Source organism: Pseudoalteromonas sp. C2R02 (assembly GCF_018860845.1).
Lineage (GTDB): Bacteria > Pseudomonadota > Gammaproteobacteria > Enterobacterales > Alteromonadaceae > Pseudoalteromonas.
This window is the reverse complement of sequence record NZ_JAHKQC010000027.1, coordinates 23,565-38,793: the sequence shown is the minus strand read 5'-3', so window position 1 is coordinate 38,793 and position 15,229 is coordinate 23,565. Positions and strand designations below refer to the sequence as shown.

11 protein-coding genes and 1 pseudogene are annotated in these 15,229 nt (G+C 33.8%); 2 read left to right on the top strand and 10 right to left on the bottom strand.

The annotated features are described in order from the left end of the window. Position 1: 1 nt before the first annotated feature. The 8 genes from KO527_RS09420 to rfbA all read right to left on the bottom strand — a co-directional run bounded on the left by KO527_RS09420 (position 2) and on the right by rfbA (position 9,074). Complete coding sequence (locus KO527_RS09420) at positions 2-1,186, bottom strand: outer membrane beta-barrel protein (protein WP_216040063.1); 1,185 nt, start codon at positions 1,184-1,186, stop codon at positions 2-4. Between the two features lie 16 nt (positions 1,187-1,202). Then, positions 1,203-2,603 carry an undecaprenyl-phosphate glucose phosphotransferase gene (locus KO527_RS09415; protein WP_216040062.1) on the bottom strand — a complete coding sequence of 467 codons (1,401 nt, stop codon included), beginning with the start codon at positions 2,601-2,603 and terminating at the stop codon, positions 1,203-1,205. 86 nt (positions 2,604-2,689) lie between these two features. Beyond that, positions 2,690-4,132 (bottom strand): phosphomannomutase CpsG, encoded by a 1,443-nt coding sequence (locus KO527_RS09410; RefSeq protein WP_216040061.1) that lies wholly within the window; start codon positions 4,130-4,132, stop codon positions 2,690-2,692. A 56-nt stretch (positions 4,133-4,188) separates the two neighbouring features. Beyond that, positions 4,189-5,631, bottom strand: coding sequence for a mannose-1-phosphate guanylyltransferase/mannose-6-phosphate isomerase (locus KO527_RS09405; RefSeq protein WP_216040060.1), 1,443 nt, complete (start codon positions 5,629-5,631; stop codon positions 4,189-4,191). Continuing rightward, positions 5,628-6,497: a dTDP-4-dehydrorhamnose reductase gene (gene rfbD / locus KO527_RS09400; protein ID WP_216040059.1), complete on the bottom strand. Its 870-nt coding sequence runs from the start codon at positions 6,495-6,497 to the stop codon at positions 5,628-5,630. Before rfbD ends, KO527_RS09405 begins: the two co-directional genes overlap by 4 nt. Before the next feature lie 63 nt (positions 6,498-6,560). After that, entirely contained in the window at positions 6,561-7,622 is a 1,062-nt protein-coding gene (gene rfbB, locus KO527_RS09395; RefSeq protein ID WP_216040058.1) for a dTDP-glucose 4,6-dehydratase, read from the bottom strand. Between the two features lie 22 nt (positions 7,623-7,644). Then, complete coding sequence (gene rfbC, locus KO527_RS09390) at positions 7,645-8,193, bottom strand: dTDP-4-dehydrorhamnose 3,5-epimerase (protein ID WP_216040057.1); 549 nt, start codon at positions 8,191-8,193, stop codon at positions 7,645-7,647. After that, a complete protein-coding gene (rfbA, locus tag KO527_RS09385) occupies positions 8,193-9,074 on the bottom strand; it encodes a glucose-1-phosphate thymidylyltransferase RfbA (RefSeq protein WP_216040056.1) in 882 nt (293 codons plus the stop codon). Before rfbA ends, rfbC begins: the two co-directional genes overlap by 1 nt. 417 nt (positions 9,075-9,491) lie before the next feature. Between rfbA and KO527_RS09380 the strand changes: the two genes are divergently transcribed. Beyond that, entirely contained in the window at positions 9,492-10,712 is a 1,221-nt protein-coding gene (locus KO527_RS09380) for a glycosyltransferase family 4 protein (protein ID WP_216040055.1), read from the top strand. After that, a complete protein-coding gene (locus KO527_RS09375) occupies positions 10,709-11,905 on the top strand; it encodes a glycosyltransferase family 2 protein (RefSeq protein ID WP_216040054.1) in 1,197 nt (398 codons plus the stop codon). The genes KO527_RS09380 and KO527_RS09375 overlap by 4 nt, the downstream gene beginning before the upstream one ends. Before the next feature lie 116 nt (positions 11,906-12,021). Here KO527_RS09375 and KO527_RS09370 read toward each other — a convergent pair whose 3' ends face one another. Continuing rightward, positions 12,022-12,834, bottom strand: a complete 813-nt coding sequence (locus KO527_RS09370) for a 2OG-Fe(II) oxygenase (RefSeq protein ID WP_216040053.1) — start codon at positions 12,832-12,834, stop codon at positions 12,022-12,024. A gap of 73 nt (positions 12,835-12,907) precedes the next feature. Beyond that, positions 12,908-15,229 (bottom strand): annotated as a pseudogene (locus KO527_RS09365) (right-handed parallel beta-helix repeat-containing protein); the annotation flags it as partial.

The window sequence follows — 15,229 nt, the reverse complement described above, 5'->3', positions numbered from 1 at the left end:
CCTACATTGAAATATTAAAATTTAAGCCAGCTAAGTTTTTATCAAAAGACATGATTTCTGTTGTTGAATCATTATCCTTAATTTCGATAAACACCCCGATCTCTAACCAACGTTGAATTAAATATGAAATACTAAAGCTTCCAGTTAATATTTCATCTTTACGATAAATACCTGTGTATACATCAGTTGTAAAAGAGGCACCTATACTTGAACGTAACTTTTCATTCCAGTTATGATTCCAGTTAAGTGCATATAAACTTTGATTGACATAATCACCTTCTGTTGTTGGGTCTTTGGCGGCTCGTGAAGTTTCAAATGTGATATTTGTATATGTTAATGGCTGCCATTGAATTTGTGCCTCCCAGCTTAAGCCGCTAAAGTTTTCTCTACTAGAGCCTACAAAAGATTTATTTTGATAACCTAATTTTGCCAAACCCGTTGTCATTGAGGTCATTTCCCACTGAACACCTAATAAGGCTCTATTATCTTTAGAATCACGGCTAATAGTATTATCTTCAATTTGATCATATTTAATATCTTCGCGACTAAGGTCTAAAAATAAATCGGTTTCTGAATCCATTTTATAAAAAAGTGATGAGCCAAATTTTATAGAACTAGTATCTCTATATTTAGAGATACTTCTAAAATTGTCATATTTTTTATTCTCGGATTGTGCTTCAAATGCGATACGGGTAAATGAACTCATTGCGCCAAATTCATATTTACCACCTAAAATATGCTTTTTATAAGTTAAGGGTTCAGGAAGCGCACTCCCAGTCCCTTCAGTCACTCCAGTACCTCTGGGCTCAGATTGGCTAAAAGCAGAAGCAAGTAAATCAAATCTATGTTTATTACTTGGTTCAAAGTGAGCTGATAAATTAGCTTCTGTATCTAAATAATTATCATCAGAATTTTTACCATAGCTACCCGAACTCAACCCTAAATCCAATTTGTATTGGTTCAAGCCATCATCAAATACTAAACCAATCGATGGTGTAACTATCAGGATAGAGTCTCCTTGTTTATCTGAGGCTTGCTGATAAATATTATCATCGTACTTACTAACGACATTTAATAAAGGTTTAACAACCACGCCATTTTCTAAATAAATCTCAGAAGATGCTGTACCATGTGTCGTATAGCAAAATACTCCTGCAAATAATGATATTTTTATACAAGTTTTCACTTTTAAGGATCCTAATTTAGTACGCATTTTTACCCGTAAATCCTTTAAATACAGTCAAAAAAATGATTTTTAAATCGAACCAAAGTGACCAATGCTTAATATATTGCAAATCATAATCAACTCTATTTTCCATTTTTTCTAAAGTATCGGTTTCACCTCGCCAGCCATTTATTTGTGCCCAGCCAGTAATGCCTGGCTTTACTTTATGGCGTAACATATAAAACTCAACTTTCTTTCTATATTCTTCATTATGAGATACAGCATGAGGTCGAGGCCCTACAATTGACATATCACCTGTCACTACATTAAAAAATTGTGGCAACTCATCTAAACTTGTACGGCGTAAGAAACCACCTAAAGGCGTAATTCGGCTATCATTTTTTGTCGCTTGAGTGACTACATCACTGTTTTCAGTAACTGTCATAGAGCGAAATTTCCAAACCTTTATTTTTTGACCTGCTAAGCCATATCTATCTTGCTTAAATAAGATAGGCCCTTTAGATGTGTATTTAATACATAATGCAATAATCATTAAAATTGGAGATATCAGGGCTAATATAGTTAAGCCTAAAATGATGTCTTCACTTCTTTTAACCCATTCTTTTATACCTAAATATGGAGATTCAAAAACACTTAAGGTGTCAATATCACCAACATGGTCTATACGAGCATGTATTAAGTTTGATAAAAAGAAATCAGGAATAAAATGAACATCAACAGTCGTGTCGCCTAAGCGACTCAATATATCTGCAATACGTTTTTCAGCTTTTAAAGGCAATGCGATAAACAAAACATCTATTTCACCATTTCTAGCGCGATTGACAGCATCATTTACTGAGCCCTCTATTGTATAGTTTTGATTTTGAAATACCCTTTCTGGGGAGCGGTCTTCAAAAAAACCAACACTGTCATAACCTAGTTCATTATGCTGCTCAATCTGTTTAGCAATTCGAACACCAGCATCTGTTGCTCCTATAATTGCAGCTTTCTTTATGCTAAAGCCTAATTTTCTTCTATTAACTTTATAGCTTCGCAAAATTAAGCGCCAAAGAAATAAGTTCACGAATGAGAAAGCAAACCAACAAGCTATAGTGACACGAGACAATTGCTCTGAAAATTTAAAGATAAAGGCGAATAAAAATAAAGCGGCAAAAGCAACTGTTAAAGTAAGCCAAGCACTTAACACCATAGAACGAAGCTTCCCAGCCCTCCATGAACGGTATAAATCAACCCCTTCTGCAACATATAAAAAAGCAACTAATACAATAAGTAAAACAACTAAATATTCGCGACCTAACCTTACGCCATATACACTTGCAGCTAAATATAATGATATGACTAATATAATAAGATCAAAAAACCGACAAATGACTGAATTAGATTTCGTTCCAGCTTTAAAAGTTGATGACTTTTTCACTTTTCACTCCCTGAAGATATAACACTTTGAATGCCCCTTTTATAAACCGAAACCTTGTTAGTTTCCGGTTTTATTCAATTAAATTTTTACGTTAACAAAGCTAATACTTGTTTTGTTTTTTCTATCATTAACTTCTCATTACCTTTAGTTTCTAGATTCAATCTCAGCAATGATTCCGTATTTGATTTTCGAAGATTAAACCTCCAAGCTCCCATATTTATGCTGATCCCATCTGTATAGTCTATGTTGATAGCATCACTTTTATATACAGATAATACCTTTGCAATTACAGAATCAGCATCTGAAACTTTTCTATTTATTTCGCCAGGTGATGGATATGCTGATACTCTATTTTTGACTAAATTAGATAAAGAAGACTCTTTAACACAAAGAAGTTCTGCAACTAATAACCAAGGGATCATGCCTGAATCACAATATGAAAAATCTCTGAAATAATGGTGAGCACTCATTTCACCACCATAGATAGCATCTTCAGAACGCATTCTTTCTTTTATAAATGCATGACCTGTTTTACTTTGAATGGCTTGACCACCAGCTTTATTGACAAGATCTATGGTATTCCAGCTTAAACGTGGGTCATGAATTATCTTTTCACCAGGATTTTTTTGTAAAAAAGCTTCAGCTAAAAGGCCTACAATATAATAGCCTTCAATAAAGTCGCCATTCTCATCAAATAAGAAGCATCTATCAAAATCGCCATCCCAAGCAATACCCATATCTGCTTTATGCTCAATAACAGCATCAATAGTCTCTTGCCTGTTCTCTGGCAATAACGGGTTTGGAATACCATTAGGAAAATTCCCATCTGGTAAATGGTTAATTTTTATAAACTCAATAGGTACATTTAATTTTTTAAATTCAACTTCCAATGAATCAATTACATGACCTGCAGCACCATTACCTGAATTTACAACTAATTTAAGCGGTTTTATATTTTGAATATCTACATAGGTTAATAAGTGCTTTACATATTGATCTAAAGTCGAGGTATTCTTGATTGTGCCTCTTACAACTGCTTTTTCTTTAAAATCTTGTGACTCAGCCAAAACTTTAATATCAAATAGCCCAGTATCACCACTGATAGGTTGAGCTTGAGCTTTAACAAGCTTCATACCATTAAAATTCATTGGGTTATGACTTGCCGTTACTTCTATACCACCATCTACTTTTAAATGAGATGTTGCAAAGTAGATTTCTTCAGTTCCTGTCATTCCAAGATCTAAAACATTAACCCCAGCATCCATTAAACCGTTTGCTAAAGATAGCTTCAACTCATTAGACGTAAGCCTAACATCACCACCAACAACGACTGATTTAGGTGATAAAATATCTCCATATGCGCGCCCAATACGATAAGCGATATCCGCATTTAACTCTTTACCTAGCTCACCTCTTATATCGTAAGCTTTAAAACAAGTTAATTTTTTAGACTCTACAGTTGAGTTTGAGTTAATGTTTGCTCTTTCCTCATCTAATATTGCGTTAGATGAATTTAATCCCTTTGACATTTATAAACCTTAAAAATGAAAACTACTTAAAAATCAAATTATTTAAATTAGTAGACTTAACTACGACCGTATTTATCTTCAAACCTTACAATATCATCCTCACCTAAATATGAGCCTGATTGCACTTCTATCAATTCAAGCGGAATAACACCTGGATTTTCTAACGCATGGACAACACCGATAGGAATATAAGTTGATTGATTCTCAGTTAATAAGATTTCATTATCACCATTAGTGATTTTTGCAGTTCCAGACACAACAACCCAATGCTCAGCTCTATGATGATGCATTTGAACTGATAATTTTGCGCCTGGCTTAACTGTTATACGCTTTACTTGAAATCTTTCTCCGTTATCAAGAGAGTCATACTTCCCCCAAGGCCTATATACTTCACGGTGAAAAGTAGCTTCGCTTCGCACTTCTTTCTTCAACTCATTTACAATGGACTTAACTTCTTGTGCCTTATCTTTATGGGCAACTAAGATTGCATCTTTTGTATTTACGATAACTAAATCATCAACACCAACTAAAGCAACAAGCTTATCATCACTCATAACTAATGAGTTCTGGGTATCGGTAGCCTTAATATCACCTTTGAAAACATTGCCATTATTGTCTTTCTCAGACACTTGCCATAAAGCGGAGAAACCACCGATATCATTCCAACCAGCATCCATAGGCACAACAACTGCATCAGTACTACCCACTTGTTGGCAAATAGGCTCCATAACTGCGTAATCAATAGATTCATCTGGACATGCTAAAAATGCTGATTTATTTATTCGAATAAAATCATTATCCACATCCTGTTGCTGCATTGATTTTTCACATGCTTCATATATATCAGGACGAAATTGTTTTAACACAGCTAAATAACGGCTAGCTTTAAACATAAACATACCGCTATTCCAATAAAATTCTCCAGAATGAACATAAGACTGAGCAGTTTTTAGATCTGGTTTTTCAACAAAGCTTGAGACTCTAAAAGCAGAACCTAATTGATTTTTAACCGCTTCTCCACGTTTTACATAGCCGTAACCAGTTTCTGGAGTTTTTGCAACAATACCAAAAGTTACAAGCTTGTCATCTTGGGCATGAATATAAGCTTGTTTAATTGATTTTTGAAATTCATCTTTATTTTCTATTACATGATCTGCAGCTAAAACAAGTAAGATAGGATCATCTTCACCTTTATTATTTTCTAAAGCTTTAAATGCGGCCAATGCAATTGCTGGTGCAGTATTTCTTCCTACAGGTTCTAAGAAAATTCCGCTATGTTTCACACCCAGTTGCCTAATTTGCTCTGCGGCAATAAATCTATGCTCTTCATTACAAATAAGCATACTAGGTTGATTGTTTAATCCCTCTAAACGAGAAATTGTCTGCTGAAGCATTGTTTGCTCACCATAAAGTGATAAAAATTGCTTTGGGTAATTCCCTCTTGATAATGGCCATAACCGAGTACCAGAACCACCAGCCATAATTACGGGTAAGATCATAATAAAAATTCCTTTGTATTACTCATCATTATTTTTAACTGTTCGCGCCAATGATTTGCAGGGTAAATTTGATATGACTCTGTTGAATCAAGCAAGCTAAATTGTGGTCTTTTAGCAGGCGTAGGATACTCTTGGCTTGAAATTGCTTTTATTGGGATTTTTTTATTTAAAATATCACATTCAATGGCAATATCCTGTATAGCAACTGCAAAGTCGTACCAAGATGCAACCCCTAAATCACTCCAGTTATATAGAGGTTTTATCAGTTCTTGTGATGTTAATTTCCAAATGAAACTAGCTAGCTCTTTAGCTGATGTTGGACATCCAATTTGATCAGCTACAACATTTAGAGAGTCTTTCGCTGCCATCAACCTAAGCATGGTTTTAACAAAGTTATTTCCATAACCTGAGTAAAGCCAAGAAGTACGCACAATAGCTGAATCTTCTGGGTGATTTTCAAATATTGCTTTTTCACCTGCTAACTTTGACGCACCATATACGTTTATTGGATGAGTTTTATCTGAGGTTTTATAAGCGCTATTTTTTTTCCCATCAAAAACAAAATCAGTTGAAACATGAATAAGTCGTATATTATTTGATTTACAAACCTTAGCGATATTTTCCACAGCAGAAAAGTTAATCGCATAAGCTGCATCGCTATCAGTTTCAGCTTTATCAACTGCAGTATAAGCAGATGCATTTACGACTACTGATGGGTTGAACTTTGCAATTTGATCAGAAATTGAATTAATTGATTCAATTTCTATATTTTCACGCCCAAGAGCAAGCACTTCGATTCGGTTTGGTTTTGTATCAATGAGCTCTGATGCAAGTTGTCCGCTCTTACCAATAATCAAGACTTTCATTTTAATTCCATTAAATTAGTCTAATATTTAAAATGGCTGTTCACAGCCAATGCAGTGAACGACTTATTTGCCTAATCGCTCTCTTTGATAACTACCATCTTGAACATGTTTGCTCCAATCTAAATTAGATAGGTACCATTGAACTGTTTTTTTAATACCAGATTCAAAAGTCTCTAATGGTTGCCATCCTAATTTTTTATGTATTTTAGACGCATCAATTGCATATCGTTCATCATGACCGGGTCTATCTGCTACATAAGTAATAAGCTGGTTAAAATCAGTAATACCCTCAGGTTTATTATTTACTAATTGATTTAAGTGTTCACAAATTGTTTTAACTACTTCTATATTTTGCTTTTCATTAAAACCACCTATATTATAGGTTTCACCTAACTTTCCTTCACTGACAACTAAATAAAGCGCACGGGCATGGTCTTCAACAAATAGCCAGTCTCTTATCTGTTTACCATTACCATATATAGGCAGCTCTTTTCCTTCCAATGCATTTAAAATCACTAAAGGTATTAATTTCTCAGGGAAGTGAAAAGGACCATAATTATTTGAACAATTAGTAATAACAACAGGCAAGTTGTAAGTTCGATGCCAAGCTCTTACTAAATGATCAGATGCTGCTTTTGAAGCTGAATAAGGAGAGCTTGGTTCATACGATGTTTCTTCTGTAAATAAACCTGTTTCTCCCAAATCACCATAAACTTCATCTGTAGAGATATGATGAAAGCGAAAATCTGATTTTTTATCTGTTTCTAAAGTTAAATAATAACTTCTCGCAGCTTCTAGTAACGCATAAGTGCCAACAATATTGGTTTCAATAAACTCACCAGGCCCATCAATTGAACGATCCACATGACTTTCAGCTGCTAAATGCATAATATAATCGGGCTGATATTTTTCAAATAAATGACTCACCATTTGGCGATCACAGATATCACCTTGTATAAAGTGATAACGCTCATTATCTTCAATCGACTTTAGAGATTCTAAGTTCCCTGCATAAGTTAATTTATCAAAGTTAATAACTGTATTATCAGTTTCATTAATTAAATAACGCACCAAAGCTGAACCAATAAACCCGGCTCCGCCAGTAATAAAAATAGTTTTACTCATTGTTTACTCTTCTGAAGTCTGATTATGCAAAAAAAGGCGCGTTTTTAAATAACAATCCACTTTCATCCTTGGATGACAGCGATGTCATTAAATCTTTATTTATAGGCCATTTTATATCTAGATCTGGATCGTTCCAAAGAATACTTTGTTCGAACTGTGGCGCGTAATAATCTGTACATTTGTAAACAAATTCAGCCGATTCTGAAGTAACGTAAAAGCCATGAGCAAAACCTGCAGGCACCCACAATTGTTGCTTATTCTCAGCCGATAAATAATGGCCATACCACTGACCAAAGGTTTTACTGCTCTTTCGCATATCAATTACAACATCAAATACTACACCTTGTGTTACACGCACAAGCTTACCTTGAGTTTGCTCTGTTTGATAATGCATACCACGTAAAATCCCTTGAGAAGATTTACTATGATTTTCTTGAACAAAAGTAACGTCAGCTACGTTTTTTCTAAACCAATCATCACGAAAAGTTTCAAAGAAAAAACCTCTTTCATCACCAAATACTTTAGGTTCTAGGATCTTTAAGTCTTGAATTTCGGTCTCGATAACACGCATTAAAATACTCTCTGTGTAAGTAAATTAAGCAGATATTCACCATAACCACTCTTACGTAAAGGGCCAGCTAAATCTCTCAATTGAGCATCAGAGATATAACCCATACGATAAGCAACTTCTTCAGGACAGTTTACTTTAAGACCTTGACGTTTTTCGATGGTTTCAATAAATTGAGCAGCTTGAAGTAAACTGTCGTGTGTTCCAGTGTCTAACCAAGCAGTACCACGGCCCATAATTTCTACATTTAATGTGCCAGCTGTTAAATATTGCTCTATAACATCGGTAATTTCATATTCACCACGCGCAGATGGTTTTACATTTTTAGCATACTCAACTACTTTATTATCAAAAAAGTATAAACCAGGCACTGCATAATTAGACTTTGGTTTAACTGGTTTTTCTTCAATAGAAATCGCGATGCCATCATTATCAAATTCAACAACACCATATGCATTAGGGTTGGCTACATGATAACCAAATACAGTGCCACCTTCTTGTTGCTTACTTGCTACAAGTAATGACTTAACTAAATCATGACCATAAAAAAGGTTATCTCCTAGGATTAATGCAACATTAGCATCGCCTATAAACGCTTCACCAAGTAAAAATGCCTGCGCTAAACCATCTGGAGAAGGTTGTATCTTATATTCTATTGATATGCCCCAATCACTACCATTACCTAATAAAGCTTCAAATTTAGGCTGTTCTTCTTCGGTTGTAATAATAAGGACTTCTTTAATACCAGCATTCATTAATGTTGCTATTGGGTAATAAACCATAGGTTTATCGTATACAGGCATAAGTTGTTTACTGACCACTTTTGTAAGCGGATAGAGTCGAGTTCCACTGCCACCGGCAAGGATAATTCCTTTTCTATTCATGAATCCATTTCTTGGTTATTGCTAAAAAAGGAACATTCTAATGATAAATTATTAAATTTTCAATTTATTGTTCAATAATTTCTTGATCTGTTAATTGATATTTTATTTTTTTTATAAAGTAACACTAGGTAATTTCAACAACAATACAATTAGATTCAACAACTTATTAATTAATAAAAATTAAAGGTTATTTTTCTAACCGACTAAAATGAACATATTAATTTTAATATTATAACTTATAGCTATTTTATTACTTACTGACCCCTTTTAGCTAAGAAGTTTATTTGCTAGGATTCCCCTCTTCTTGTGCCTAATAAAGAAAAGCAAGATAAAGGACATCGAATTTACATAAAATTAACACGCCATATAATTTACTAAGTTGATGTTACTGTTAGAATACATGGAAAGTGAAATAAAATGAAAATTGGATATTTTACAAATCAATACCCAAAAGTTAGCCATAGTTTTATTCGTCGAGAAATATTAGCATTAGAAAAAATGGGAACCTCTATATCTAGGTATGCATTAAAATCGAACCTCAATGAATTAGTCGATAAAAATGATATTGAGGAATATAAAAAAACAAAATATATACTCTCAACTTCAAAAATAACTATAATTAAAACTTTCTTTTTAATATTAATAAATAAACCTTTTTTATGGCTAAAAACACTTTTATTAGCAAATAAAATTGGATTCAAATCAGAGCGTGGACTTTTTCGACACTACATTTACTTTTTAGAGGCATGTATACTTTCTGATTGGATTGAAAAAGACAACATACAACACTTACATGCACACTTTGGAACGAACCCAGCAGCTATCGCCCTACTAGCATCCAAACTATCTAAGATTCCATTTAGTTTTACAGTTCATGGACCTGAAGAGTTTGATAAACCTAACTTCATATCTTTGCCTGAAAAAATTAAAAGCGCAGCTTTTGTAATAGCGATTAGTTCATTTGGAAAAAGCCAACTTTACCGGTTAGTACCAAATCAGTATTGGGAGAAGATTAAGATAGTCCATTGCGGCTTAGAAAAAAGTTTCTATCATGGCACCTTTGACGAAATAGGCACTAAGAATCATCTAGTTTGTATAGGTCGACTATGTGAGCAAAAGGGGCAAATATTATTAATAGAAGCACTAAATATATTAGCTAAAAAAGGAGTGAATTTTAGCCTCACTCTTGTTGGTGATGGCGATATGCGAACAGATATTGAAAATAAAATAGCAGAATACAATTTACAAAGAAATATTAATATTACTGGTTGGCAAAGTTGCCAACAAGTAAAGAAGCTTATTTTACAATCAAAGCTGACTGTTCTACCAAGTTTTGCAGAAGGTCTACCTGTTGTTATTATGGAGTCAATGAGCTTATCAAAACCTGTAATTTCCACCTTTATCGCAGGTATTCCTGAATTAATAACGCATAATGAAAATGGCTGGTTAGTTCCAGCTGGTGATTCGACGAAGTTATCTGAAGCGATAGAAGAAGCTTTAAACTTAAATAACTCCGAAATAACAGAAATAGGTAACCGAGCAAAAAAAGTGGTTACTCAACGGCACAATATAGATATTGAAGCTAAAAAGCTAATTTCGCATTTTAAAAATATTTGTAAAAAAAGAAGCCTATCATGATTACCATAACTATTTTTAGCTATGTTTTATTAATACCTTTTATTATTATTATTACTTTTCTCTCTATTGAAATATTTATTGGTACAATTTTTTTCAATAAAAAGAATAAAGAAATTAATGGCTTCAGACCTGATGTGACAATTTTGATCCCCGCTCATAATGAGTCATTAGCCATTGTAGATACGCTAAGTAATTTACTTATGCATACGCAAGATAATGATAGAGTTGTCGTGGTAGCCGATAACTGCACTGACGATACCGCTGAATTAGCAAAAAGCTTTGGTGTTCAGGTTTTACAAAGAAATGAGCCTAATTTAGTAGGTAAAGGGTATGCCTTGGATTTTGGAATAAAACACATATCTAAATCCCCTACTAAAATTATAATTTTATTAGATGCTGACTGTAAAATAGAAAGCAATACAATAGATCAGCTATCAATTGCAGCTTTAAAATATGATAAACCAATACAAGCTTTATATTTAATGACTTCAGATCCCTGCCACTCTATCAATCAAAAGATTAGTCTTTTTGCATTTTTCATTAAAAATCAGATACGGCCTTTAGGTTTAAAGCTTCTTGGCTTACCTTGCCACTTGATGGGTAGTGGCATGGCTTTTCCTTGGCATTTAATTAGCAAAGTACATCTAGCAAACTCCGATTTAGTCGAAGATATGAAACTTGGTATTGATTTCACATTAAATAATAACAGCCCCATATTCTTACCCACAACAAAGGTGGTCAGTGTATTGCCAAATGATTTACAAGCTCGGCATAGTCAGAGGAAAAGGTGGGAACTAGGACACTTAAATACAATAAAAACTTATATTCCACATTTAATTAGCTATGTTATTAAGCATAAAAGAATAAAAGATATTTTATTTACTATCGATCTATCAATTCCACCTATCAGCTTATTATGTTTGGTTACGTTACTTTATTTAATCTTTTATTTATTTATTTCTTATCTTACTTTTAATATGTTTTATATTATATCACTGCTTTTAGCTTGTACTTTATTTTCATTCTCAATCATGCTGACTTGGTTAATAAGAGCTAGGGATATTATATCGATAAGGGAGATTCTCACAATTCCTATGTATATCTTGAGTAAGCTAACAATATATTCTGATTTTTTTAAAAATAAGAAAATTGGCTGGGTCAAAACAAAAAGGGATAAAAAAAATGATAAGTAGCTAACTTCTCAAATAAGCACTACTTAAAAAATATGACATCATTAAATTTGATATTTGTAATGCAAGATCTGCTCATAAGCTAAATGAGTGCTTGAAAAGTTAATTTATAATAGCGCTTAATTAATTAACCTTTTAACTCTGGACTTAAGCTCTTTTTTACTTTTAGCTAAGGTTGTCTCTACTTTATTTTTAGGCATTAGCCAGTATTTTTTAATTTTTTCTGACGGTCTTGCTTTGAATATTGTAGTGTGATGCCCCCCATATACCTCTCCAGAATTATCCCCTGCTTCCTTAGTATAATAATATGCTGCAAAAGAGTTCCTAGAAATATTTTCAGGTGAATTAACAGCATTCACACCATGAAAGCTAAAATCACTTGTTGTAAAAAGTACACAGCGATTGAATACAGGCTCAAAAGATTGGATACAATCTTGAACATCCTTATCCCATAACTCAACTTGCCCACCCCACTTTTTTTCCCACGTAGGATTAAGGTAAATCAATATGTTTAGTCGGCGATATAAATTTAATTTTGTCTCGAAATTGAAATCTACATGAACATCAAGTAAACCTGATGTATTGGTTAAATGTATTCCACCACCGGAAAAATCAGGATCCCATATCAGATCCTTAATTCCTGTTAAGGTAGATATATTATCTATAAATTCAGGTTCTGACAAAGCCTGAGATAATAGCTTAACTGGATCAGGAAAATCATTTAAATCTGTGATTTGAATTTTCAAATTTTCATTTAAAGAACTAAACTCTCGACCAATTGTGCGAGCTTCTGAATATTTTGGGTAGGATTTGACTAATGAATTAGCAAATTTAATATCTAAGAAATCATCGATACATATAGAGGGAAAAGGTTTCGCATCTTTATATTTTTTCCCTAATTTATCCCAGTCATGATCTTCTATTATCTTCATTTTATGTCCTTTTAAATGATTTGCTTTAAGCCTACTTTTAGGTAAGCTCATGCTTGGTAAATATACAAATAGGTTATCGATTGAAACCTGAACGGATATAGTTATTTACTGAAGGCGAAGTAAGCCTCTCATCCCATTCTCCAAGACTTCTATTTCTCAACAGGTTCAAGTATGCATCTAAGGTAGGAGCCTCGCCGATACTTGACATATATTCATCTATACTAATATCTGGGTTTGGCCAACTAGGATCAAACATGTCTTCTCTAGCAGCCCACTTATATATAATATTATCATTACTCACAACCCCATCTTGCAAGATAATAGCCTGCATGCTTTCTGACGTACCAGCCACATTAGCGACTATATTTCTAGTCAATTCAATAGTCCCCCCCCAATCTAAGGCGTTTTTATCAACTTCAATACCCCATATTGCTTTTGAACCACCACCTTGTTTTCCTTCAAGTATTACATTATCTTGAACTAATGCATGGGATCCATTTTGTATTGGATGCTCTGCATTGTAACCAAACTCAAAACCTATCGGATTTTCAGCAAATAAATTATTAGTATAAACACCTCCTGGGCGCCCTTTTATTGCATGATTTGATGATCTTGTTGACACATTATTTTTCACGGTAATATTTTCTGCAATGTTACTCCATTGAATATACACATTGTGATTAAATACAGTTGAAGTTGCTTCTGAAACCTGTGAATTCCAACCATTATGATCAAAGACGTTATCTTCCATGAGAATCCCATCCACACCTGAAATATAGATACCTGAACTATGAGATATACCTTTATATCCATAACTATCCAAAATAATACATCGTTTGATACTAACGTTTGAATGATAGCCATTATATTCTGAAATATTTAAATTAGTGCCAAAAAATCGAATCACAGTATCTTCAATTAAAATATTTTCACCACTGCCAACGATTCTTAATCCAGAACTCCCTTCAGTACTATCAATAAAGTCAGCTGAATTGGGGTCTCTAGCATTAGCATAAAAATCAAGACCTATAATAGCTAAGTTTGAGGTTTCTCTTCCTGCGCTATTCAATCCTGTTTCTCTACCAGTTTTAATTAATGGTCTTTGACCCGAAGAACCATAAAAACCTAAAACCATAGGCTCAGATAAAGCACGTCCTGATTTCGAAAAGATACCAAAACTTTCATTATTCCACGTATCCCCACGGTTTAATAAAATCCAATCAGGATAACCGTCTCTAAGTTGAGATATTGCAGCCGAAAGCGTTTTATAAGGTAATATCGAAACATTTGGATTAGTAGGACTCTCCATTTCAGATGCATTAATAGCAGTACCAGTTGCATCATCACCACTTTGACTACTGACATAAATAATTTTTGAATCATTTGATGGACTAAAAGCTGTAGAGAAAGTTGGTGTAATAGCGATATCAACTTGATCAATATCTGTTAAACCAGCCCCATCTGTAACGGTTAGCTCAAATGAAACGGTTTGCTTTGATAGTAAAATGGGAGAGGTAAAGTCAGGTTTTTCCGAATTAACATCACTTAGTGCCACTTTTATACCAGTAGAGTCAACTTGCAGCCAATTAAATGAAACCGTTCCTTCTAGATCTGTTGAATTACTTGCGTCAAGCTGGACTAGACTGCCACTAGTTATATTTTGGTCAACCCCAGCATCAGCTACTGGTAACTCATTTTCAATAACGGTAATAGAGATTCGGTCAACCCCTGTTGCATTTTCATTATCTGTTGCTGTAAGTTCAAAAATTAAGACCTCTTCATCAATTACATCTGGTGCGATAAAACTTGCTGATTCGATATTAGAATCTGTTATTACTACATTTTGTCCTGATACCTGACTCCATAAATAGTCATCAATTGTTCCATCTGAATCAGTAACATGACCTAAAAGAGAAACTTGACTTAATTCTTTTACAGACTTGTTAACTCCAGCATCAACAACCGGAGGATTATTATTTGGAACGACCTTAACTCGTACTTCATCACTAGCAGATAACCCTTCATTATCGGTAACTATCAAATTGAATGTTATATATTCACTTTTTACAATAGTTGGGGATATAAAAGTGCTTATGTTGCTCTGCGAACTTTCTAAGGTCACTAAAGTGCCAGATATTTGTTCCCACAAATATGATTCGATTACACCATCAGTATCGATTCCTTGTCCAGAAAGGGTAACTAAACTTTGTTCATCTATAGTTTGATCTTCCCCTGCATTTGATGAAGGTGCTTCATTCTTTGGGTTAACCGATATTTGCAACCTATCACTTGCTGATAAATTTTCATTATCTGTCACTATTAACTCAAAAGTTAGCACTTCAGCTTCTGTGAGTACCGGTGCCGTAAAACTTGCTTGTTGACTGCCGCTATTATT

What these genes read in the sequence shown, in the direction of transcription:
- KO527_RS09410 (WP_216040061.1), bottom strand. Translation starts at nt 4,132, where the DNA reads ATGTCAAAGGGATTAAATTCATCTAACGCAATATTAGATGAGGAAAGA.
- KO527_RS09405 (WP_216040060.1), bottom strand. Translation starts at nt 5,631, where the DNA reads ATGATCTTACCCGTAATTATGGCTGGTGGTTCTGGTACTCGGTTATGG.
- rfbD (WP_216040059.1), bottom strand. Translation starts at nt 6,497, where the DNA reads ATGAAAGTCTTGATTATTGGTAAGAGCGGACAACTTGCATCAGAGCTC.
- rfbB (WP_216040058.1), bottom strand. Translation starts at nt 7,622, where the DNA reads ATGAGTAAAACTATTTTTATTACTGGCGGAGCCGGGTTTATTGGTTCA.
- rfbC (WP_216040057.1), bottom strand. Translation starts at nt 8,193, where the DNA reads ATGCGTGTTATCGAGACCGAAATTCAAGACTTAAAGATCCTAGAACCT.
- rfbA (WP_216040056.1), bottom strand. Translation starts at nt 9,074, where the DNA reads ATGAATAGAAAAGGAATTATCCTTGCCGGTGGCAGTGGAACTCGACTC.
- KO527_RS09380 (WP_216040055.1), top strand. Translation starts at nt 9,492, where the DNA reads ATGAAAATTGGATATTTTACAAATCAATACCCAAAAGTTAGCCATAGT.
- KO527_RS09375 (WP_216040054.1), top strand. Translation starts at nt 10,709, where the DNA reads ATGATTACCATAACTATTTTTAGCTATGTTTTATTAATACCTTTTATT.
- KO527_RS09370 (WP_216040053.1), bottom strand. Translation starts at nt 12,834, where the DNA reads ATGAAGATAATAGAAGATCATGACTGGGATAAATTAGGGAAAAAATAT.